Raw genomic sequence first — 23,153 nt, 5'->3', positions numbered from 1 at the left:
TTTTGACTGTTTCATGGCGGTCTTGAAGGGGAAATGGCGTACTGCCCTGCTGCTGGCGCGGGCCGCCCGTCCCCGCCATTTCCGGGAACTTCAGCGAATCCTGCCTGGCATCAGTGCCAAAGTCCTTACGGAAAATCTGCGGATCCTGGAACGGAACAATTTGGTGGAACGGCGGGAACAGGATGATCCTTCTGGAATGGTGGAATACCGTCTTTCTCCAGAAGGAGAACAGCTCATCCAGGTCATGGAGCAGATCAATCATTGGGTGGGGCGTTGGTTGGCATAAAAAAGCTGTTGCCTGGGGCTTTCCCCTGGCAACAGCTCTTTCTTAAAACATGGTATTGTTGTTTTCCGCTTTTTCCGGGATATCCTGGATCACGTCCCAGTGCTCCACGATTTTTCCGTTTTTGATCCGGAAGATGTCCACGGCAGCCTGGCCCCGGTCCTGAGAGTTCAATTTAATATGGTTGTGGATGAACACCAGGTCCCCGTCCGCCCCCAGATGCTTGATTTCCGCGGTGCTTTCTGGGAATTCTTTCAGGAATCCGGCAATGCCTTCTTTGAAAGCCTGTTTTCCATCTTTGAACCCGGGACTGTGCTGGATATAGGTATCGCCCGTCAGTTCGTCAATGACGGCTGTGTGATGCTCGTTGAAGATCTGGTTCCAGAAATAGGCAGCCAGCTCCTTGTTGTTTTTGAACTGGGGAGCAGCTCCTGCTGTTCCCGAACCCATTCCGCACAGCAGCAGACCCAAAGAGAGGGTCAGTAATTTTTTTTTGAACATAATAGAACGACCTCCTTTGTCTTCAGTTAGTTTAACATAACTAAAATAAAAGAAAAAGAAGGTACTTTCAGGTAACCCTCACTTTTCACCCTAAGACGCAGGCCTTACTGTTTAATTTTTTGGGACAAGTGCAGCAGAAAAACTTTCATGATATAATAAGAAATCAAGCGAAAATGAGGGGGAAGACTCCATGAAAATGAAATTCACCAAAATGCACGGCTGTGGCAATGATTATGTCTATGTGGACTGCATGGACCGGATGCTGCCCAATCCGGGGAAGATTTCCGAATATGTGAGCCGCCGGCGGTTCGGTATCGGGTCTGACGGGCTGATCTGCATCTGTCCTTCGGACAAGGCAGATTTCCGGATGCGGATGTTCAATGCCGATGCTTCAGAAGGAAAGATGTGCGGGAACGGGTCCCGATGCATCGCCAAATTCGTCTATGATAAAGGCTTGACACACAAGGATACCATTACCTTGGATACCCTGGGGGGCATCAAGACCATCCACATGACTGTGGAAAAGGGGAAAGTGGTCCTGGCGGAAGTGGACATGGGAAGGGCAGAAACCCAAGTGGCTTCCATCCCCATGGAATGGTCCGGAGAAACTTGTGTGGATCAGCCGGTGACTTTTACCCGTCCCGATGGAACGGAAATCACCGTGCGGGGTACAGCAGTTTCTATGGGAAATCCTCATTTTGTCACCTTCGTAGAAGATGTGGAATCTGCACCGGTGGAAGCAGTGGGGCGGGTCATTGAAACCTCTTCGCTCTTTCCAGAACGGACCAATGTAGAATTCGTCCAGGTGGTGGACGCTAACTATGTAAAATTCCGGGTCTGGGAACGAGGCAGCGGAGAAACCTGGGCCTGCGGCACCGGCGCCTGTGCTGTTGGCTATACCTGTGCAGCACTGGGCAAAGCCGGCCAGCGGGGAGAGTTCCTGAAAGTGGAAGCCAAAGGCGGGCTTCTCCAGGTCCGTACGGGAGAGGATGACGCCATGACCCTGAAAGGACCGGCCACTACGGTTTATGAAGGGGAAATCGAAATCCCGGAAGAACTTTTGGAAGAAAGTTTGAAATAATTGACATTCCTCCGGGGCTACTTTACAATAAATAAAGGTTCCGCATTGGAATACATCGTTTTGCATCAAAGGAGAGTCAGATATGGCTTTAGTGAATGGAAATTTTGCGAAGTTGAAGGAAAGCTATCTGTTTGCAGATATTGCTGCACGGGTGAGAGCTTTCAGTGAGGCACACCCGGAAAAGAAAATCATCAAGATGGGCATTGGAGATGTCACTCTTCCTCTGGCACCGTCCGTCATTGCTGCCATGGCAAAAGCCGTGGAAGAGATGGGCCATAAAGAAACTTTCAGAGGCTATGGACCGGAACAGGGGTATGGATTCCTCCAAGAAGCCATCCAGAAATATTATGCCCGCCATGGAGTAGAACTGGATATCAAAGAAATTTTTGTCAGCGATGGGGCCAAGAGTGACTGCGGCAACATCACGGATCTGTTTGACGACAGCAATGTGGTCCTGGTTCCGGATCCAGTCTATCCGGTTTATGTGGATACCAATGTGATGCGGGGCCGGAAGATCCTGTTCATGAAGGGGACACCGGAAAATGGATTCCTGCCCATGCCGGATCCTGCTGTCAAAGCGGATATCATTTATCTGTGCTCTCCCAACAACCCCACTGGGGCTGCCTACAGCAAAGAACAGCTGAAGGAATGGGTGGATTATGCACGGAAAAATGATGCCATCATCCTCTATGATGCAGCTTATGAATCCTTCATCACCAATCCGGATGTGCCTCGGAGCATTTTTGCGATTCCGGGAGCCAAGGACTGTGCCATTGAATTGTGTTCTTTCTCTAAGACGGCTGGATTCACCGGTACCCGGTGCGGATATACCGTGGTGCCGCTGCAGCTGACCCGGAAGGCACCGGAAGGACAGGAATTGAGCCTGAATAAGATGTGGCTCCGCCGCCAGACTACCAAGTTCAACGGCGTGAACTATATTGTCCAAAGAGGCGCGGAAGCTGCTATGTCTCCTGTGGGCGAAAAGGAATGCGGCGAAATGCTGGCTTACTATCGGGAAAACGCCCGGATGATGATGGAAACCTTTGACAAGAAGGGGTACAAATACTATGGTGGCGTATACTCTCCTTATGTGTGGGTACAATGTCCCAAAGGCATGGGCAGCTGGGAATATTTTGACCATCTGCTGAATGACCTGGCCATTGTGGGGACTCCTGGCGCCGGTTTCGGCACTATGGGCGAAGGCTATCTGCGGCTCAGCGCTTTCGGGACTCACGAGGGCACCAAAGAAGCCATGGAACGGATTGCAAAAGACAATATCTGATAGATAGGAAAGGATGGATCGAATATGAAAAAAATCATTATGATGCTGACGGCAGTACTGTCTCTGGGTATGGCCAGCCTGGGCTTTGCCAGCCCGGCCAGCGACCTGCTGGCCCAGGAAGAAACCACTACGACGAAAGTCATCGGGCTGATCCAGGGGAAAGGTCAGCTGGCAGAAGTTTCTACCGGGTTTTCTCCGGCTCTCCAGAAAAACTTCAATGCGGCGGCACTGGACAATATGAAAAAAGGCGTAACGGAACAGCTGGGCGGTATCAGCAATCTGAAACTGGTCCGTCTGGATAAATTCGCTGATGCGGATCGTCTGATTTATATCGGCGATGCCAAGAAGGCTCCCAATGTGCAGATGACCTTTGTGTTCAGCGTCAAAGGCAAGAAAGCAGAACTCCAGGGCCTGAACATGATTCCGGTGGAAGTGAAACCGGTACAGAACAACCAAAACGCACAGGCAAAATAAGAGGTGCCGCTTAAGCGGCACCGGTCACGGGCCTTGACCCGCGACCAAAGGGGCCGTGAAGAAATGAATCTCTCATTTCTTCACGGCCCCTTTTCCATTACCGTATCGTCTTTAATTCCGTCCAGTATTTGTCGTACAGGGTGATCCCGTCCCCGATGTCGTGGAGCCATTCTCCCTCTTTTAGATGGGCGATGGCCGTATTCAGCATGGGGTCTTCCAGGTATTCCTTGGAATGGTATTTCCGGGCATTGCTGTTGGGATCGTTATAGCCAATGGCTTCATAGTTCTTGGCACTGATTTCCGGATCGAACAGGAAGTTGATGAATTTCTCCGCCAGCTCCTTGTGCTTGGCTCCTTTGGGAATGGCCAGGGTATCTGCCCAGACCAGGGTCCCTTCCTTGGGGATCACAAAGCCCAGGTTGGGGTTCTCCTTGTAGCTGAAGGAGGCGTCTCCGGACCACATAGTCCCGATCCAGCCTTCTTCAGCGATGAATTTCTGCTTGAGTCCATCGGTATCGTAGGCCAGGATATTGGGGACCAGCTGTTCCAGATCCTGGAAAGCTTTTTTCAGCTGTTCCGGATCGGTGGAATTGTTGGACCATCCGTTTTTCTTCAGAGCCATGCCAATGACTTCCCGACTGTCGTTGAGGAGGATGACCCGTCCCTTATATTCCGGATTCCACAGATCGTTCCAGGAAGTGGGTGGGGTCTTCACATACTTCTTATTGTAGACGATGCCCGTCATCCCCCAAGTGTATACCACGGAATATTCTCCCGTTGGATCGAACTGGGGATGCTGGAGATTGTCCATGAGATTGCGGGTATTGGGGATGGCCTTTTTGTCCAGCTTTTCCAGCAGGTGGAGCTTGATCATGGTGGAGACCATATAGTCGGAAGGCTGGATCAGATCATACTGGGCGCCTCCTGCCTGGAGCTTGGCCAGCAGTTCTTCGTTGTTGGCAAAGACGTCGTAGTTGACTTTGCAGTTGTATTTCTTTTCAAAAGCCTTGATGACTTCCGGGTCGAAATTATCGGCCCAGCTGAACAGGTTCAGGACCTGTTTCCCTTCTTCCGGCTGTTTCTTTTCTTCGCCGCAGCCGGCGGTCATGAGCAGCAGGAGAGTCAAAACGAGGCAGCACAGCCATTGGATCTTTTTCACGCAGCATCAGTCCTTTCGGGAAGAGTGGTAGCCCCGCTTCTGCAGCAGCTGGGAGACCACTACCAGGGAGATGGTGACCAGCATCATGCAGGTGGAGAGAGCGTTGATCTGGGGAGAGATCCCTCTCTTGACCATGGCGTAGATGTAGAGGGGCAGGGTGGTGGAATTGGGACCGGCCACAAAGAAGCTGATGACGAAATCATCGATGGAAAGGGTGAAGGCCATCAGGGCACCGGCTACGATCCCTGGCAGGATCATGGGAAAGGTCACATACCGGAAAGCCTGCCAAGGCGTAGCATACAGATCGCTGGCCGCCTCTTCCAGATCCTGCCGGCAGCCTTCCAGCCGAGCACCAACGGTAATGATCACGAAGGAGATGCAAAAGGTGATATGGGCGATGATCAAGGTGGGGCGGCCCAAGGGGATCCCTACTTGGGAAAAGAGCACCAGCAGAGAAAGGCCCATGACGATTTCCGGGATCAGGATGGGCAGGTACAGCAGGCTGTTGATCAGCAGTTTGCAGCGGTACTGGTAGCGGTGGAGGGCCAGAGCGGCCAGGGTGCCCATGACTGTGGTGACTACGGTGGTGATGGCAGCAATCAGCAGGCTGTTGCCCAGGGCTTCCAGGACCCGGTCATTGTGGAGCAGGGAAATGTACCATTTGAAAGTAAATCCGGTCCACACTGCATTGATCCGGGAATCGTTGAAGGAATACAGGGAAAGGATCAGGAGGGGCAGGTACAAAAAGGCCAAAATGGCTAGGGAATATGCCACCAGCGTGGCACTACGCCAGTTTTTCTTCATGCTGCTTCCCTCCTTTCTGGGCTTCCAAGGCCTTGTAGTACAGGATGATCATCACCAAGGACAGAAGTGCCAGGATGATGGAAAGTGCAGAACCGAAAGGCCAGTCCCGGGCCGCCAGGAACTGGTTCTGGATCACATTGCCCATCAGGGAACTCTTGGCACCTCCCATGATGTCCGGGACTACGAACATCCCCAAAGAAGAGATGAAAACCAGGATGGATCCGGCTGCTACTCCCGGCAGAGTCAGGGGCAGGGTGATCTTCCGGAAGGCAGTGAAGGGAGAAGCTCCCAGATCACTGGCCGCTTCCAGCAGCCGTTTATCCATCTGTTCCAGAGAAACATAGATGGGCAGGACCATAAAGGGGAGCAGGCCGTAGACCATGCCCAGGAGGACGGCCGTATTGTTGTATAGGAGCCCCAGGGGCTTTTCGATGAACCCGAAATGGAGCAGGAAGGTGTTGACCAGCCCTTGGGCACGCAGGATGATGACCCAGGAATAGGAACGGATCAGGAAATTGATCCAGAAAGGGATCATCACCAGGATGATCCCGGCCTGCTGCCATTTTTTGGGCAGGATCATGGCGATGGTATAGGCTACCGGATACCCCATGGCAAAAGTCCAGAGTGTGGTGATAAATGCGGTCCCCAGAGTAAAGGCGAAGATCTTCAGGTACAAGGGTTCCAGGAAGCGGAGGTAGTTTTCCAAGTTCCATTGGAAGACCACCTGTCCGTAGGCCGTCCGGGAAGCAAAGGAAACCACCACCACAATCAGGAGCGGCAGGGCAAAGAAAAGCCCCAGCCATCCCATGGCCGGAAGCACCAGCAGTTTGCCCCGTCTCATTTCGTCACCTGGACACCGTCTTGGGTGTTCCACCAGATCCCTACCCGGTCTTCTACAGACCATTTCCGATAATCTTCATAATATTGGTAGGCAGTGACCATATCCCGGGAGTCATCCAGGCGGATGAACAGTTTGTCGAACGTCCCGCAGAACAGGATCTGTTCGATGGTCCCGGTATGGAAGGGCTCCGGTCCTTTCCTTTCCTTGTCATCCAAGGCACAGACATTGATGAACTGAGGCCGCACGGACAGCAGCCGGCTGTCATCATCCGGAAGGGGGAAGAAGTTGTTTTCTCCGATGAAGCTGGCGGCGAACCGGCTCCGAGGATACTGGTAGATCCTGGCCGGCGGATCATCCTGTTCGATCCGGCCGCCGTTGACGATGATGACCCGGTCGCTCATGGTCAGGGCTTCTTCCTGGTCGTGGGTTACGTAGATGAAAGTGATGCCCAGCCTCTGCTGAAGATTCCGCAGCTCCAGCTGCATGGTCTTCCGGAGTTTGTAGTCCAGGGCACCCAAAGGTTCGTCCAGCAGCAGGACCTTGGGATTGTTGACCAAGGCACGGGCGATGGCCACCCGCTGCTGCTGCCCGCCGCTCATCTGCTGAGGCTTCCGATATCGGAGCTCTTCCAGCTGGGTCAGCTGCAGCACATCGGCGATCCGTTTCTGCTGCTCTTTGCGGGGAACTTTTTTCATCAGCAGTCCGAAACGGATATTTTCTTCCACCGTCATGTGGGGAAAGAGGGCATAGTGCTGGAACACCATATTCACATTCCGTTTGTAGGGCGCCAGGTGGGTGACGTCTTCGTTATCCAAAAAAATATGGCCCTGGGTGGGCGTTTCCAGACCGGCAATCATGCGCAGCATGGTGGTCTTCCCGCAGCCGGAGGGGCCTAAAAGGGTCACGAATTCCCCGTCGTAGATAGTCAGATTGAGAGTGGGGATGATCAGCTCATCTTCAAATTCTTTGGTGATCCCCATCAGACGAATCATTTCTTTCATCTTTGATTCCCACGACCTTTCTTTGGTTTGCAATTCAAATATTATAGCATGTTTCCCAGCCCAGGAATACAGGAAAAATTGCTGCTTCCTAAAGCTGGAAAAGGAACCATCCAGAAAGAAAACCTTGCTTTTTTCGGCATCTTATAGTATACTAGCAAGGCTGAATGTGAATTTGGCACTACCGCCCGGAGAGGTCCTGAAAAACTCCGGAAGGAGTTTACCGTATTCGGCGAGTCTTGGAATGAGGGAGGTGCAGAATATGTACGCTATTATCCGTACAGGTGGCAAACAGTACCGCGTCAGCGAAGGCGATGTACTGAACGTTGAAAAACTGAACGTTGAAGAAGGCCAGGAAGTCGTTTTTGATGAAGTCCTGACTATTGTCAACGATGGCGATGTGAAAGTAGGGGCTCCTACCGTAGCCGGTGCCAAGGTGACCGCCAAGGTTGCCAAACAGGGCAAAGCCGACAAGATCTTTGTTTTCAAATACAGAGCAAAATCCAACTATCGGAAACGCCAGGGTCATCGTCAGCCGTTCACCCAGGTTGAAATCACTTCTATCGAAGCATAAGCCATGATTGCCGTAGATATCTACTACAATCGGCATGGCAGGATCAGGCGGTACAGAGTATCGGGGCATGCGGAGTACAGCCCGGAAGGGTTCGACGAAGTCTGCTATGCTGTATCCCTGAATACCCAGGTGGCCGCCAATGGCCTCAACGAAGTCCTCCACCGGAAGGTGGACTACTCCATTGACCAGGAAGACGGCAGCTTGGCGGTAAGACTGGTGGATGAGCCCGATGCAAAGACGGATGCAGTCCTCAAGACCATGGTCTGCGGCCTGCGCCATCTCCAGAAGACTTATTCCCAGGATTATCTCATGATCAAGGAACACAGGAGGTGAACATCGTGTTCGAATTAATCCTTCAATTACACGCTCATAAGAAAGGGTCCGGTTCTACCCACAACGGCCGTGATTCCAACGCACAGCGCATGGGGACCAAAGCCCATGACGGTCAGCTGGTAACTGCCGGCTCCATCATCGTCCGTCAGCGCGGCACCCGTTTCCACATGGGTCAGAACGTTGGCATGGGCAAGGACTACACCATCTATGCAAAAGTAGCCGGTAAGGTCGCTTTCGAAAGATGGGGCAAGGATCGCCGTACCATCAGCGTTTATCCGGTGGAAGCCGAAGCTTAAAGACCCAAAGGGCTGTCGCTTTGCGGCAGCTCTTTTTTCATGGAAGGATGGAAAGAAGATGGATGAAGCCATGCGGGAACAGGCTCGGGCTTTTGCGGCCCAGGGACTGAAAAGCCTGGAACAGGAAGATATGCCGGATGCCCAGGGAAACCTGGTATCTACCCAGGAAGCCCTCCGGGACCGGAAAGCAGCGGAAGCCTGCTGCAGCCGGGAAGAACTGGCTGAACTGGACCGGGTACTGAAAGAAGTGGAAACGTTCCCCAAAGTGGCCGCCAATGCCCAGGATTCCCTGTTGGATCTGGAAGGGATCCGGTGCTACCCTGCCGGCCGGTTCCTGATCTTCTACCGGTACAATTCCAATTATGGGTTGGTGACGGTGATCCGGCTGGCACTGGACCGTCCGGAATGGAACTGCCTGATCCGGGATGGAAAGAAATTTCATTAAAAATTCACATAAAGTTTACATATTAAATAAGCGAAAAGCCATATTATATGATATAATTATCGTCCATGAAGTTTGCTAAAGCAGGATATATAGGTTTCGCGAGTGCTCAGTGGTTGGACATCGCGTTCCCGCTCAAGTGAGGAGAGGAGCACGAAATGCTGACTGAGAGACATTGCAGGATACAAGGCTGATCAATCTTGATTGTGTTGACTGCCTTGTTTTTTTTGTGTAATAGATTCTTAGTACTTTCTTCGAACACCTGCCTAGAGAAAAGGAGTGAGAGACCACATGTTTAAGCCGGTTCATAATGGCGACCGCATCCGGTACAGTTATGCTCGGATCAAAGAAGTCCTGAAAATGCCTCATCTGATCGACTTGCAGAGAAAATCTTATGAGTGGTTCATAAGAGAAGGGCTGCATGACGTTTTCAAGGATGTTTCTCCTATCAAAGATTTTACGGATAACCTGGAACTGAGTTTTGAAAACTTCACCATTGGCGATCCCAAGTATGACATCGAGACCTGCAAGGAAAAGGATGCCACTTATGCGGCACCGTTGAACGTGGATGTCCGCCTGCTGTACAAGGATACGGGAGAAATCAAGGAATCCACTGTTTTCATGGGGGATTTCCCTCTGATGACCGATACCGGTACCTTCGTCATCAACGGGGCGGAACGTGTCATTGTCAGCCAGCTGGTCCGTTCTCCGGGAGTCTACTACGCCAAAGACATGGATCCTATGGGGAAATTCCTATATGGGACCACCGTGATCCCCAACCGGGGTGCCTGGATCGAATATGAAACCGACCTGAACGACATCATCTACGCCCGTGTGGACCGGACCCGGAAACTGCCGGCTACGGCGCTGCTCCGGGTAATGGGACTGCCTACCAATGATGATATCATCCGGACATTCGGAGAACATCCTTTCTTGGTAGCGACCCTGGCCAAGGATACCACCAAAAATGAAGACGATGCCCTGCTGGAAATCTACCGGAAACTGCGTCCGGGCGAACCGGCCAACTTGGAAAATGCCGCCCAGCTGATCAAGAACATCTTCTCTGACAACCGGCGGTATGATCTGGCCAATGTGGGCCGCTATAAGGTCAATAAGAAACTGGGGTGGCGCCAGCGTCTCCTGGGTAAGGAACTGACTTCTCCCATCGCTTTCGAAAATCCTGACGGCAGCCAGGGCGAAGTGGTCCTGCCGGCCGGCACCATCATCGGGGACGAAGAAATCGACAAGCTGGAACAGAGCGGCATCTACAGCCAGCCCGGCTATGCAGAAGTCTGGGTGAAATACCAGGAAAAACCGGAACGGATCATTGTCACCAAAGATATCGATGCTTCCGTCCGGGTCATCACGCCCGCCGATGTGATCGCTTCTTTCGCCTATCTGCTGAATGTCATCGATGGCATGGAAGGCAAGGACGATATCGACCATTTGGGCAACCGGCGTGTCCGCTGCGTGGGCGAACTGCTCCAGAATCAGTTCCGGATCGGCCTGAGCCGTATGGAACGGGTGATCCGGGAACGGATGACCCTCCAGGATGCCGATGTGATCACGCCCCAGGCCCTGATCAACATCCGTCCCGTGGTAGCCGCTGTGAAGGAATTCTTCGGCAGCAGCCAGCTGTCCCAGTTCATGGATCAGAACAACCCTCTGGCGGAACTGACCCATAAACGCCGTCTGTCCGCGCTGGGGCCCGGCGGTCTGTCCCGGGAAAGAGCCGGCTATGAAGTCCGTGACGTACACGTTTCCCACTATGGCCGTATGTGTCCTATTGAAACCCCTGAAGGCCCCAACATCGGTCTGATCGGGTCCCTGGCTGCTTACGGGGTGGTGAACCGGTATGGCTTCATCGAAACCCCTTACCGGAAAGTAGACAAGAAGACTTGCAAAGTCACCAACGAAATCGTCTACATGACGGCAGATGAAGAAGATAATTACATCGTGGCACAGGCCAACGAACCTTTGAACGATGACGGGACCTTCGTCAACAGCCACGTAACCTGCCGGGAACGGAACGACGTACTGTCCATTCCTCCCAGCCGGGTAGATTTCATGGACGTATCCCCGAAACAGGTTATGTCCATCGCAGCAGCTCTGATTCCTTTCCTGGAAAACGACGATGCCAACCGTGCCCTGATGGGGGCCAACATGCAGCGGCAGGCCGTGCCTCTGCTGAACCCTAAAGCTCCTGTGGTAGGGACCGGGATGGAATACAAAGTGGCCGTGGACTCCGGGGTCTGCATCCTGGCCAAACACGCTGGGACAGTGAAATATGTCAGCGGCGACAAGATCATCGTGACCCGGGCCGACGGCGCCGGTGTAGATGAATACAACGTACTGAAATTCAAACGCTCCAACCAGAGCACCTGCGTGAACCAGCGTCCCATCGTATTCAAGGGGGACAAGGTGGAAGAAGGACAGGTGCTGGCTGATGGGCCTGCCACGGATCACGGCGAACTGGCCCTGGGCCGCAATGCCATTGCGGCTTACATGCCTTGGGAAGGCTACAACTACGAAGATGCTGTACTCCTCAGCGAAGACCTGGTGAAGGAAGATGTCTTCACCTCCATCCATATCGAAGAATACAACTGCGATGCCCGGGATACCAAACTGGGACCGGAAGAAATCACCCGGGATATCCCCAACGTTTCGGAAGAAGCCCTGAAGGACCTGGATGAGGATGGAATCATCCGCATCGGTGCGGAAGTCCGTCCGGGAGATATCCTGGTAGGGAAAGTCACGCCTAAAGGGGAGACGGAACTGAGCGCAGAAGAACGACTGATCCGGGCCATCTTTGCCGAAAAGGCCCGGGAAGTCCGGGACAGCTCCCTGCGGGTGCCCCACGGGGAATCCGGGATCATCGTCAGCGTGCAGATCTTCACCCGGGAAAACGGGGACGAACTGCCTCCTGGCGTCAGCAAGCAGGTCCGTGTCCACATTGTCCAGAAACGGAAAATCAGCGAAGGGGACAAGATGGCAGGCCGTCACGGGAACAAGGGTGTTGTCTCCCGGATCATGCCTCGGGAAGACATGCCCTTCCTGCCCAACGGCGAACCGGTCCAGATCGTACTGAACCCTCTGGGCGTACCTTCCCGTATGAACATCGGGCAGATCCTAGAAGCCCATTTGGGCTGGGCTGCCTGTGCCCTGGGGATGCGGATCGAATCCGGAGACCCGAAATTGGCAGGCGAGCTGAAAGAAGCCGGCTACGATGTGGACAAGTACGGCATGCCGGAAACTGTGGACCATGCGGTGCCGGTGGCTGTGCCCGTATTCGATTCCGCCCGGGAAGACGATATGGAAAAGACCCTGCAGCTGGCTGGAGTGGATCCCAGTGGAAAGACCACACTGTACGACGGCCGTACTGGGGAACCTTTCGACAACCCGGTCACCGTGGGCTGCATCTACTACCTGAAACTCCACCATCTGGTGGCGGACAAGATCCATGCCCGGTCTACCGGTCCGTACTCCCTGGTTACCCAGCAGCCTCTGGGTGGTAAAGCCCAGTTCGGCGGCCAGAGATTCGGGGAAATGGAAGTGTGGGCCCTGGAAGCATACGGGGCTGCTTATACCCTGCAGGAAATCCTTACCGTCAAGTCCGATGACGTGGTAGGCCGTGTGAAAGCCTATGAAGCCATCGTGAAGGGCGAAAACATCCCTGAACCGGGGGTGCCTGAATCCTTCAAGGTACTGGTGAAGGAAATGCAGAGCATCGGCTTGGATATCCAGGTGCTGGATGAAGACGATGACGAAATCGATCTGGATGACGAAGACGAAGATATCGGAATGGGTGACATTGCCAGAGAGCTGGATATGGACATGGCCAATAAGGCTCCCCATACGGCAGCCAATGTAGGGGAGGAGAACCCTGCCCAGAATGGTGAAGAAGAACTGAGCCCGGATGAAGACCAGCCGGAAGGCAGCGACTTCGATGTGATTGCCGATATCGGGAATATGGATCTGGACGATTCCCATGATGACAGCGATGACAACGGGTCTGATGCAGAGTAGGAAGGAGTGAGTGCTCTTGTTGGACGTAAATAAATTTCATTCTATGAGAATCGGTCTGGCCTCTCCGGAGAAGATCAGAGCCTGGTCCCACGGGGAAGTGACCAAACCGGAAACCATCAACTATAGAACCCTGAAACCGGAACGGGACGGCTTATTCTGCGAACGGATCTTTGGGCCCACCAAAGACTGGGAATGCCACTGCGGCAAGTACAAACGCATCCGCTACAAGGGTGTGGTCTGCGACAAATGCGGCGTGGAAGTCACCCGTTCCAAGGTCCGCCGTGACCGGATGGGGTCCATCGAATTGGCCGCTCCTGTCTCCCACATCTGGTACTTCAAGGGGATTCCCTGCCGGATGGGTGCCATCCTGGACATCGGCCAGAGAGCCCTGGAAAAAGTCCTGTACTTTGCCAGCTACATCGTCCTGGATCCGGGCGACACCAATCTGACCAAGAAACAGCTGCTCACCGAGGCAGAATACCAGGAAAAACTGGATGAATATGGTCCTACCTTCCGGGTGGGCATGGGGGCAGAAGCCATCAAGGAACTGCTCCATGAAATCAACGTGGAAGAACTGACCAAAGAACTGCGGGCTGCCCTGAAGACCGAGACCAGCCTCCAGAAGAGACGGAACATCGTCCGCCGGCTGGATGTGTGCGAGGCTTTCCTGAAGAGCGGCAACAAACCGGAATGGATGATCATGGACGTGATCCCGGTCATCCCTCCCGACCTGCGCCCCATGGTCCAGCTGGATGGCGGCCGGTTCGCCACCAGTGACCTGAACGACCTGTACCGCCGGGTGATCAACCGGAACAACCGTCTGAAACGGCTCCAGGAACTCCAGGCTCCGGACATCATCGTCCGGAACGAAAAACGGATGCTCCAGGAAGCCGTGGATGCCCTCATCGACAACGGCCGCCGCGGCCGTGCCGTAACGGGCCCCGGCACCCGTCCTCTGAAATCCCTGTCCGATATGCTGAAAGGGAAGCAGGGCCGTTTCCGTCAGAACCTGCTGGGGAAACGGGTGGACTACTCCGGCCGTAGCGTAATCGTGGTAGGGCCTGAAATGAAGATGCACCAGTGCGGCCTGCCGAAAGAAATGGCCCTGGAACTGTTCAAGCCCTTTGTGATGAAGCGCTTGGTGGAAACCGGCGCCGCCACCAACATCAAGAGCGCCAAACGGATGGTGGAACGGGCTACCAACGCCGTCTGGGATGTGCTGGAAGATGTAATCAAGGAACATCCTGTACTGCTGAACCGTGCCCCGACTCTGCACAGACTGGGCATCCAGGCTTTCGAACCGATCCTGTCCGAAGGCCGGGCCATCAAACTGCATCCTCTGGTCTGCACCCCTTACAACGCCGACTTCGACGGGGACCAGATGGCCGTCCATCTGCCGCTGTCTGCTGAAGCCCAGGCAGAAGCCCGGGTGCTGATGATGTCCGTCAACAACATCCTGGCACCCAAAGACGGGAAACCCATCACCGTTCCTACCCAGGATATGGTTCTGGGAGCCTACTACCTGACCATCTTCAAGGATGGGGCCAAAGGGGAAGGCCGCCGGTTCATCAGCTTCGACGAAGCCCGTCTGGCTTACTTTAACCATGTGATCGACCTCCAGGCCCGGATCAAGGTGAAGGTCCCCAATGCGGAAATCTTCCCGGAACCCTCCGACAAGGGCGAAAGCCTGGTGACCACTTCCATGGGCAACATCATCTACAACTCCGAACTGCCTGTGGAAATGCGGTATTACTCTAAACAGGAAGACGGGACCTGGCTCCTGGGCAAACTGATCGATAAGAAAGAACTGGGCCGTCTGGTTGCTAAAGCCCACAAGCTCTATGGCAACTTCGGCACCGCCCGGGTGCTGGATATCGTCAAGAAGCTGGGCTATGACAACGCCTGCAAATCCGGCCTGTCCATTGCCGCTTCCGACATCAAGATCCCGAAAGAAAAGGCTTCCATCCTGGCTGCCGCTGAAAAGCAGGTAGATAAAGTGGAAACCATCTTCAACCGCGGTCTCATGAGCGATGACGAACGGTATCGCAAGGTCATCGCCATCTGGGATAAAGCCACCGAAGACGTGGCCAATGCCCTGATGAAGCACACCATGGATCCTTTCAACCCTGTGTACATGATGGCCAATTCCGGTGCCCGTGGTAACGTGCAGCAGATCCGTCAGCTGGCCGGCATGCGCGGTCTGATGGCTGACCCTTCCGGCCGGATCATCGACCGTCCTATCAAATCCAACTTCCGTGAAGGCCTGACCATCTTGGAATACTTCATTTCTTCCCATGGTGCTCGGAAAGGTCTGACCGATACTGCACTGCGTACGGCTGACTCTGGTTATTTGACCCGCCGTCTGGTAGACGTTGCCCAGGACGTTATCGTCCGGGAAGACGACTGCGATGTGACCGGCATGAACCTGGTCCGGGAACGGGCCCGTTTCTGCAAGGCCGTCCTGGGGTCCAGCCAGCACAAGCTGAAGGAATATGTGGTGGGACGTACCCTGGCCGCCAGTGTGATGAATCCGGAAGATGATTCCATCCTGGCAGAAGCCGATACGGTGGTCACGGAAGAAGTCTTTGACCGTCTGATGGCTGCCCGGATCTTGGAAATCAGCCTGTATCCGGCCGATGAAGAAAGCAATGAAGAACCGGAAACCCTGGCCATCAACGTGCCGGAAGAAAAGGTCAAGAGTGCTTTCCGGGAACATATGACCCACCATTTCCTGGACAAACAGGTGGAAGAAGACATCGTCAACGAAAAGGACGAAGTCCTGGCCAAGGCTGGCGACAAGTTCACCGCTGACGTGATCGAAAAGATCCTGGAAGACGGGACCGTAAAAGAACTGAAGATCCGGAACAATGAAGTGGACGGCGTCTATGTGGAAGCCATCACTTCCGGGAAAAACAAGAGCACCGTGCTGGAATCCCTGCGGGATCGTTTGGTGGGCCGTACCTTGGCCGAAGACATCACCGACAAGGATGGCAAAGTGATTTACCACATCAATGACTACATCACCGAAGATATGGCTGATGTGATCGCCGACCTGCGGGAGAAAGTTAAGATCCGTTCCGTACTGACCTGCAAATCCCATTTCGGGGTCTGCCGTGCCTGCTATGGCCGGAACCTGGCTACTGCCAAGAAGGTGGAAGTGGGCGAAGCCGTCGGCACCATCGCTGCTCAGGCCATCGGCGAACCGGGTACCCAGCTGACCATGAGAACCTTCCACACCGGCGGTGTTGCTGGTGCGGACGATATCACCCAAGGTCTTCCCCGTGTCGAAGAATTGTTCGAAGCCCGGAAACCGAAACATCCTGGTATCCTGACAGAAGTGGCTGGTACCGTAGAAATCCAGGAAAAGGAAGAAGGCCGGTTCATCATCATCCATAAGGAAGATGGAACCGACGAATCCTACCACATTCCTTACGGTGCCAAGATCCATGTGGCCGAAGGGGATAAAGTAGAAGTGGGCGACCGGCTCACCGAAGGCTCCCTGAACCCCCATGATATCCTGCGGATCTCCGGCCCTGCCGCTACCCGTCATTATCTGGTGCAGCAGGTACTGGGCGTCTACAAGTCCCAGGGCGTGGAAATCAACGACAAGCACGTGGAAGTCATGGTCCGTCAGATGATGCGGAAGTACAAGATCGACGAAGCCGGCGATACCAATATGCTGCCGGGCTCCGTGGTGGACATTGCCCAGTTCGAAGATGAGAACGACGAAGTGCTGGCCGAAGGGAAACAGCCGGCTACCGGTCATCCCATCCTGCTGGGGATCACCAAGGCCTCTCTGGCCACCGATTCCTTCCTGTCTGCCGCTTCCTTCCAGGAAACCACCCGGAACCTCACCGATGCTGCCATCAAAGGCAAGGTGGATCCGCTACTGGGCCTGAAAGAAAACGTCATCATCGGGAAACTGATCCCGGCCGGTACGGGCATGCCCAAATACCGGAACATCCAGCTGAAACTCCACCGCCCGGTAGAAGTCAGCGAGGAACCGCCTGCTGAAACGCCTGCAGAACAGCCTGCAGAGAAATAAGCGGAATCATAAAATAAGGTGCTGCATGTGTGATTTTCACACATGCAGCACCTTATTTTTGTTGCAGCAGTGCCAGGATTTCCTGCTGCTTTTCTTCTGGCAGGGGATCCAGGTCCCGCTGCCGGATCCATTGCTTCAGCTCCGGAAGGCTCAGGGTTTTGGATCGGGAAGGTCCATCCAGATAGAAGATGGGAGCTGCATAGTTATCTGCTGCAATGACAAAAATATGGACTCTTATAAAGGCGATTTTGGCTGTTTTCAGCAGATTTTCCAGCTTATCTTTCTCGTGCTCCAATATAGTCAATGGATTGGGAACGGATATACTTTCAGAATTATCTTTAAACAACCATTGTTCACTATACTCCGAACCTTTAATCTGATACCCTTTGGATATGATCCTGAGGAGAAGCACATCATGGGGAAGCAGAATACAAGTCGATTCTGGGGATAATCCACCATTTTTAAAAGAAAAATAATAATATCGGTCATGAGAGCCGGTCTTTACAGCTTTTAAGACACGTTTTTTTGCTCCTGCTGGAGTCCTGGCTTTTCGGAGCCGATTGATCCACCCATGGAAAAAAAGGAAGCCAGACAGGAGCAGAAGGAAGAAAATTAAGTATTCTTTGAAGGAATGTAGCTTCCATACGGTCATATTGGGAAAAAACTGTATCATTATTTCATTCATTTCACATATTCACCCCTTTTGAATTACAAAAATATAAGAAAAAACTTGTTCAAATTATAACATAGAAAAAGATGGCCTGTCTAGGAGAAAGAAAGGCTGGACAAGGTTTGTAAAAACATGATATTATATAAACAATAATACAATTTGAATAAAAAACGTTTGATGTTTCAGGCTGTAATGCAGTATCTTGGTACTGTATTGAGTAATATTTTTTTAAGGAGGTTGTCAATCAATGGTCGCAAAAGATGCAGTCAAGAAAACCTGGGTGGACCGTTTCCTGAATACCATCGAGACAGTCTGCAACAAACTGCCGCCGCCCGCTATCTTGTTCGTGGTCTTATTCCTCATTACAGCCGTTATTGGTGCAGGGCTCACCAGTACGGGCTTCAGCCTGACCAACCCTGCAACAGGGAAGGCCGTTGTTTCCCAAAACCTTTTTTCCAAGGCCGGGGTCCAGTGGCTCCTCACCAATCTGGTCAAGAATTTTACCGGGTTCGCCCCTCTGGGTCTGGTCATCACCATGACCATGGCCATCGGGTTCTGTGAAGAATCTGGGCTCCTGGTGGCTCTCTTGAGACGATCCCTGAAGAACGTGCCTCCTGGGGTCGTACCCTATCTGATCGCTTTCTTAGGGACTTGCGGGAACATTGCTTCCGATACGGCCATGATCGTGATTCCCCCTCTGGCTGCCATTGTGTACATCGGGGTCAAGAAACACCCGGTGGTGGGCATGATGGTGGGGTATGCCGGAGCCCAGGCCGGGTTCACGGCCAACTTGATGGTGGCCGGGACCGACTCGCTGCTCCAGGGCCTGACCAACCAGGCCATTGATGCTTTCTTGGGGGCACCTGGACTGTTTGCCGTGGACGTGACCTGCAACTGGTATTTCCTCTTTGTCTCCACCTTCCTCTGCGGCGCTGTCATCGGCTGGGTTTCCATCCACATCATCGAGCCTCGGTTCCCCAAATATGAAGGGTCGGAAGAAGAAGCTCTGATGGATGAAGTGACCCCTCTGGAAATCAAGGGCCTGCACAATGCCGGCCTGGCCTGCCTGGTATATATCATCATCGTCATCATCGGCTTCAAGACCCAGATCCTTTCCAAAGACGGAGTGACGGTGGTGGGCTCCCTGATGCTGAAAGAACTGATCCCGCTGCTGTTCTTCCTGTTCAGCATTGCTGGCATCGTCTATGGGAAGACTACCGGAAAGTTTACCACTGTGAAGAGCATCAACTCCGCCATGGTGAAACAGATGAGCGGCATGGGGGCCTATGTGGTGTTCTGTTTCTTCTGCGGGCAGTTCCAGGGATTGTTCAACTGGACCAAGCTGGGGACATTGCTGGCCATCAGCGGAGCCAACTTCCTGAAAGGCGTGGGCTTCACTGGGGTTCCTATGTGCATTGCTTTCATCCTGATTTCCGCTTTCGTTAACATCTTCGTTTCTTCCGGCTCCGCCAAGTGGGCTATTTTCGCACCTATCTTCGTCCCTATGTTCATGCTGCTGGGATACCATCCCGGCTTTACCCAGCTGCTGTACCGGCTGGGTGACTCCCCGGGGAACTGCTTCACCCCCATGAGTCCCTATATCTGGATGATCCTCAGTGTGGCCCAGGAAAAATACATGCCGGACTGCGCCATCGGGACCCTGATTTCCAACATGATTCCCGTTGCTGTGGTCCTGCAGATTGCCTGGATCATCTTCCTGGTGATCTGGATGATGCTGGGTGTGCCTTTCGGACCGGGTGTGGGCATTGCCCTGCCGGCTGGAGTGCTGTAAGTTTTGTGTGCCGCTTGGCGACACACGGTCTCGGGCCACGAGTCTTGGGCTTGTTTGTACAGACCGAAGATTTGGTTTTTAGATTCCCACCGATTTTGTCTTATTGTCATATAGAAAAAAGAATAAATGGATGCAACGTCAAAGCTCGCGACCCGAGACGGGGGGTGTGAATTTCTTCACACCCCCTTTATTATTGACTGAATCCAGTAAACAAAGCTATAATTTAACTTTATGGAGGAAGTTATGGAACCAATCATTGAAACGAAAAATCTGACCCATACCTATGTGGATGGGCAAAATCAGGAAATGACTGCGCTCCAGGGCATCGACCTGTCCATTGCCCCCGGCGAATTTGTCGCCATTATCGGGACCAACGGCAGCGGCAAGTCCACCCTGGCCCGTCATTTCAACGGTCTCCTGACCCCCACCAGTGGGCATTGCCTGGTAGGAGGGCTGGATACCGCCATAGAAGAAAACCTTTGGACGGTGCGCCAGACTGTGGGGATGGTATTCCAGAACCCGGACAACCAGATTGTGGCGGCCATCGTGGAGGAAGATGTGGCTTTCGGGCTGGAAAACATTGGGGTCCCCGGGCCTGAAATCCGTCCCCGGGTAGAAAAAGCTCTGGCGGCAGTGGACATGCTGGATTACGCCAAACGGGCTCCTCACAGGCTGTCCGGAGGCCAGAAACAGCGGGTGGCCATTGCCGGGGTGCTGGCCCTGGAACCTCGGTGCATCGTCTTTGATGAGCCCACTGCCATGTTGGATCCCCGGGGTCGGAAAGAAATCGTCTCCACGGTGCTGAAGCTGAATAAGGAAAAACACATCACCATTGTGTACATCACCCACAAAATGGAGGAGGCCATCCTGGCGGACCGGATCATCGCTATGGAAAAAGGAAGAATCGTCCTGGAAGGGACGCCCAAGGAAGTCTTCACCCAGGTGGACCGGATCCGGGGCCTGGGGCTGGAATGTCCCCTGGCGGCAGAAGTGGCCAATGCCCTGGACAAACAGGGCCATCAGCTGCCTCCCATCATTACCCATAAGGAGTTGTGTGAAGCATTATGTCCATCCAAGTAGACCATATCTCCTATACCTATATGACCCACACCAGCCTGGAAAAGAAGGCCCTGGATGATGTGGCTTTCACCCTGGAAAAGGGGGAATTCGTGGCCCTCATCGGCCACACTGGCAGCGGCAAGAGCACCCTGGCGGAACATCTCAACGGGCTGCTCCATCCCATGGCCGGGAAAGTGCTGGTGGACGGGGTGGACCTGGCCGCCAAGACGCCGGAAGCCAAAGCCGCCCGGAACCGGGTGGGCATGGTATTCCAGTATCCGGAACACCAGCTGTTTGCGGAAACCATCTATGAAGATATAGCTTTCGGTCCCCGGAACCAAGGGAAGACGGAACCGGAAGTGGAAGAAGCGGTGCGCAGTGCCATGGAGTTCGTGGATCTGGAATTCGACAATTTTGCCCAGCGGTCTCCCTTCCAGCTGTCCGGAGGACAGATGCGCCGAGTGGCCATTGCCGGGGTGGTGGCCATGGAACCGGATTATTTGATCATGGACGAACCCAGCGCCGGTCTGGACCCCATCAGTCGGGACAGCATTTTTGGCCAGCTCCGGAAGATCTTCGAAAAACGGAAAATGGGGGTACTGCTGATCACCCACAGCATGGAAGAAGCAGCCCAGTACGCCAGCCGGCTCCTGGTCATGAGCGATAGCCGGCTCCAGCTGGACGGCCCGGCCCGGGAACTGTTCACCCATGAACGGGAAAAACTGGAAGCCCTTTCCGTGGATGTGCCGGAAAGTGTGAAGCTGGCAGAAGAACTCAGGCAGCAGGGACTCCCCATTGAAGGGACGCCCATTACCAAAGCCGAACTGATCCGGGCCATTGACAAAGCAAAGGGGTGGAAAGCATGCTGACAGACATTACCCTGGGACAGTACTATCCCGGGAATTCCTGCATCCACCGGCTGGATCCCCGGACCAAGATCCTGGCGGTACTGTTCTACATGGTCATGGTGTTCCTGGCCAATTCGCCCCTTTCCTACGGGATCCTCATCGGGTTCATCGTGGTGGGGGCGGCCCTGGCCAAACTGCCGGCCGGACTCCTGCTCCGGTCCATCAAGCCGCTGTGGATCATCATCCTTTTGACCATGGTGATCCATTTTGTCACGGACCCGGGGAAAGTGCTGTGGCAGTGGAAATTCCTCACCATCACCAAGGAAGGAATCGTGCTGGGGGTCAAGATGTCCCTGCGCCTGGTGCTGCTGCTCCTGGTGTCTTCCCTGATGACCTTCACCACTTCGCCCATTGTGCTCACCGACGGCATCGAATCGCTGCTCCGGCCCTTCAAGAAAATCGGTGTGCCTGCCCATGAACTGGCCATGATGATGACCATTGCCCTCCGGTTCATCCCCACCCTGCTGGAAGAGACGGACCGGATCATGAAGGCCCAGATGTCCCGTGGTGCGGACTTTTCTTCCGGGAACATCATGAAGCGGGCCAAAAACATGCTGCCCATCCTGATCCCTCTGTTCATCTCCTCCTTCCGCCGGGCCGACGAACTGGCCCTGGCCATGGAAGCCCGGTGCTACCGGGGCGGAGAAGGCCGGACCCGGATGCATGAACTGGTCTACGGCAAGGGGGATGCCTTGACCGGTCTGGTGATGCTGGGGCTCTTTGCCCTGCTGGCCTTCCTGAGATGGGGGCTCCCGGCATGAAGCGGACCATCAAAGCTACCGTAGCCTATGACGGGACCAACTACCAGGGATTCCAGCGGCAGAAAAACGGGGTGGGGGTCCAGCAGGTGCTGGAAAAGGCCCTGACGGAGGTGCTGAAGGAGCCCATCCTGATCAAAGCCGCCGGCCGGACGGATGCGGGGGTCCATGCCCTGGGCCAGGTGATTTCCTTTGCCACCGAATCCCGGATCCCTCCGGAAAATTACCGTCGGGCCCTGGAGCCCCATCTGCCGCCGGATATCGCCATCCGGGAGGCGGAAGTGGTCCGGGATGACTTCCACGCCCGGTTCGACGCGGTGGATAAGACCTACCAGTACAAAATCTATTATTCTCCTCTGCCGGACCCCACCCAGCGGAATACCACCTGGGAGATCCGGGAGAAACTGGATGTGGAGGCCATGAACCAGGCGGCGGCCCTGCTTTTGGGAAAGCATGACTTTACCTCCTTCAAGAACCAGGGGAGCCAGGATACCTCTCCGGTGCGGACCCTGACAGATGCCCGGTGGGTCCAGGATGGGGAACTGTACACCTTCACCATCACCGGAGACGGATTCCTGTACCGTATGGTTCGGAACATCGTAGGCTGTCTGGTCCGGGTGGGGACAGGACAATGGGACAAAACAGATTTCGCCCAGGTCCTGGCCGCCAGGAACCGTAAAAAGGCCGGCATGGCTGCCCCGCCCCAGGGGCTGTATCTGATGCACGTGAGTTATTAGGAGTTGCTGCTCTGCAGCAGCTCCTTTTGTTATAACTTTAATCTATAGAAATCCATAGCTTCCGCCTATTTGCGGTATTTTTCTTTATAC

General features: G+C 54.0%; 21 protein-coding genes. 15 read left to right on the top strand and 6 right to left on the bottom strand.

The window, feature by feature from the left end; all coding sequences use genetic code 11:
* The coding region (locus BQ2657_RS01050; protein ID WP_083236121.1) for a winged helix-turn-helix transcriptional regulator at window positions 1-286 on the top strand (286 nt) is incomplete at its 5' end.
* A 42-nt stretch (window positions 287-328) separates the two neighbouring features.
* Here the strand turns inward: BQ2657_RS01050 and BQ2657_RS01045 are convergent.
* The gene (locus BQ2657_RS01045) at window positions 329-784 is read right to left on the bottom strand and encodes a nuclear transport factor 2 family protein (RefSeq protein ID WP_075578977.1); all 456 of its coding nucleotides are present in this window, start codon (window positions 782-784) and stop codon (window positions 329-331) included.
* A 196-nt stretch (window positions 785-980) separates the two neighbouring features.
* On the opposite strand from BQ2657_RS01045, the gene dapF reads away from it, so the two are divergent.
* The 3 genes from dapF to BQ2657_RS01030 all read left to right on the top strand — a co-directional run bounded on the left by dapF (window position 981) and on the right by BQ2657_RS01030 (window position 3,621).
* Window positions 981-1,865, top strand: a complete 885-nt coding sequence (gene dapF / locus BQ2657_RS01040) for a diaminopimelate epimerase (protein ID WP_075580932.1) — start codon at window positions 981-983, stop codon at window positions 1,863-1,865.
* A gap of 82 nt (window positions 1,866-1,947) precedes the next feature.
* The gene (locus BQ2657_RS01035) at window positions 1,948-3,147 is read left to right on the top strand and encodes an LL-diaminopimelate aminotransferase (protein WP_075578976.1); all 1,200 of its coding nucleotides are present in this window, start codon (window positions 1,948-1,950) and stop codon (window positions 3,145-3,147) included.
* Window positions 3,148-3,171: 24 nt separating this feature from the next.
* Window positions 3,172-3,621, top strand: coding sequence for a hypothetical protein (locus BQ2657_RS01030; protein ID WP_075578975.1), 450 nt, complete (start codon window positions 3,172-3,174; stop codon window positions 3,619-3,621).
* Between the two features lie 97 nt (window positions 3,622-3,718).
* Here the strand turns inward: BQ2657_RS01030 and BQ2657_RS01025 are convergent, their stop codons facing one another.
* The 4 genes from BQ2657_RS01025 to BQ2657_RS01010 are packed head-to-tail and all read right to left on the bottom strand — an operon-like array spanning window position 3,719 to window position 7,426.
* Window positions 3,719-4,780: a polyamine ABC transporter substrate-binding protein gene (locus BQ2657_RS01025; protein ID WP_075578974.1), complete on the bottom strand. Its 1,062-nt coding sequence runs from the start codon at window positions 4,778-4,780 to the stop codon at window positions 3,719-3,721.
* A 6-nt stretch (window positions 4,781-4,786) separates the two neighbouring features.
* On the bottom strand, window positions 4,787-5,584 hold the full coding sequence (locus BQ2657_RS01020; protein WP_075578973.1) for an ABC transporter permease: 798 nt from the start codon (window positions 5,582-5,584) through the stop codon (window positions 4,787-4,789).
* A complete protein-coding gene (locus tag BQ2657_RS01015; protein ID WP_075578972.1) occupies window positions 5,565-6,425 on the bottom strand; it encodes an ABC transporter permease in 861 nt (286 codons plus the stop codon). Before BQ2657_RS01015 ends, BQ2657_RS01020 begins: the two co-directional genes overlap by 20 nt.
* A complete protein-coding gene (locus BQ2657_RS01010; RefSeq protein WP_075578971.1) occupies window positions 6,422-7,426 on the bottom strand; it encodes an ABC transporter ATP-binding protein in 1,005 nt (334 codons plus the stop codon). The genes BQ2657_RS01015 and BQ2657_RS01010 overlap by 4 nt, the downstream gene beginning before the upstream one ends.
* A 259-nt stretch (window positions 7,427-7,685) precedes the next feature.
* Here BQ2657_RS01010 and rplU point away from each other — a divergent pair, with 259 nt between their 5' ends.
* The 6 genes from rplU to rpoC all read left to right on the top strand — a co-directional run bounded on the left by rplU (window position 7,686) and on the right by rpoC (window position 17,139).
* Window positions 7,686-7,997 carry a 50S ribosomal protein L21 gene (gene rplU, locus BQ2657_RS01005; protein WP_075578970.1) on the top strand — a complete coding sequence of 104 codons (312 nt, stop codon included), beginning with the start codon at window positions 7,686-7,688 and terminating at the stop codon, window positions 7,995-7,997.
* 3 nt (window positions 7,998-8,000) lie between these two features.
* Entirely contained in the window at window positions 8,001-8,330 is a 330-nt protein-coding gene (locus BQ2657_RS01000; protein WP_075578969.1) for a ribosomal-processing cysteine protease Prp, read from the top strand.
* 5 nt (window positions 8,331-8,335) lie between these two features.
* Window positions 8,336-8,626: a 50S ribosomal protein L27 gene (gene rpmA / locus BQ2657_RS00995; RefSeq protein ID WP_012937737.1), complete on the top strand. Its 291-nt coding sequence runs from the start codon at window positions 8,336-8,338 to the stop codon at window positions 8,624-8,626.
* Between the two features lie 58 nt (window positions 8,627-8,684).
* Window positions 8,685-9,071 carry a hypothetical protein gene (locus tag BQ2657_RS00990; RefSeq protein ID WP_075578968.1) on the top strand — a complete coding sequence of 129 codons (387 nt, stop codon included), beginning with the start codon at window positions 8,685-8,687 and terminating at the stop codon, window positions 9,069-9,071.
* 288 nt (window positions 9,072-9,359) lie between these two features.
* Window positions 9,360-13,094 carry a DNA-directed RNA polymerase subunit beta gene (rpoB, locus tag BQ2657_RS00985; protein WP_075578967.1) on the top strand — a complete coding sequence of 1,245 codons (3,735 nt, stop codon included), beginning with the start codon at window positions 9,360-9,362 and terminating at the stop codon, window positions 13,092-13,094.
* A gap of 16 nt (window positions 13,095-13,110) precedes the next feature.
* Entirely contained in the window at window positions 13,111-17,139 is a 4,029-nt protein-coding gene (gene rpoC / locus BQ2657_RS00980) for a DNA-directed RNA polymerase subunit beta' (RefSeq protein WP_075578966.1), read from the top strand.
* Between the two features lie 52 nt (window positions 17,140-17,191).
* Here rpoC and BQ2657_RS12755 read toward each other — a convergent pair whose 3' ends face one another.
* Window positions 17,192-17,824, bottom strand: coding sequence for a hypothetical protein (locus BQ2657_RS12755; protein ID WP_143224816.1), 633 nt, complete (start codon window positions 17,822-17,824; stop codon window positions 17,192-17,194).
* Between the two features lie 232 nt (window positions 17,825-18,056).
* On the opposite strand from BQ2657_RS12755, the gene BQ2657_RS00970 reads away from it, so the two are divergent.
* The 5 genes from BQ2657_RS00970 (at window position 18,057) to truA (ending at window position 23,063) form a co-directional block, all read left to right on the top strand.
* Window positions 18,057-19,601: an AbgT family transporter gene (locus tag BQ2657_RS00970; protein ID WP_075578964.1), complete on the top strand. Its 1,545-nt coding sequence runs from the start codon at window positions 18,057-18,059 to the stop codon at window positions 19,599-19,601.
* Between the two features lie 243 nt (window positions 19,602-19,844).
* A complete protein-coding gene (locus tag BQ2657_RS00965; RefSeq protein WP_075578963.1) occupies window positions 19,845-20,681 on the top strand; it encodes an energy-coupling factor transporter ATPase in 837 nt (278 codons plus the stop codon).
* A complete protein-coding gene (locus BQ2657_RS00960; protein ID WP_075578962.1) occupies window positions 20,666-21,529 on the top strand; it encodes an energy-coupling factor transporter ATPase in 864 nt (287 codons plus the stop codon). The genes BQ2657_RS00965 and BQ2657_RS00960 overlap by 16 nt, the downstream gene beginning before the upstream one ends.
* A complete protein-coding gene (locus tag BQ2657_RS00955) occupies window positions 21,523-22,329 on the top strand; it encodes an energy-coupling factor transporter transmembrane component T family protein (RefSeq protein WP_075578961.1) in 807 nt (268 codons plus the stop codon). Before BQ2657_RS00960 ends, BQ2657_RS00955 begins: the two co-directional genes overlap by 7 nt.
* Window positions 22,326-23,063, top strand: coding sequence for a tRNA pseudouridine(38-40) synthase TruA (gene truA / locus BQ2657_RS00950; RefSeq protein WP_075578960.1), 738 nt, complete (start codon window positions 22,326-22,328; stop codon window positions 23,061-23,063). The genes BQ2657_RS00955 and truA overlap by 4 nt, the downstream gene beginning before the upstream one ends.
* Window positions 23,064-23,153: the final 90 nt, after the last annotated feature.

It is taken from the genome of Acidaminococcus massiliensis (genome assembly GCF_900095825.1).
GTDB classification, from domain to species: Bacteria; Bacillota; Negativicutes; order Acidaminococcales; family Acidaminococcaceae; genus Acidaminococcus; species Acidaminococcus massiliensis.
This window is presented reverse-complemented; position numbering and strand designations above follow the sequence as displayed.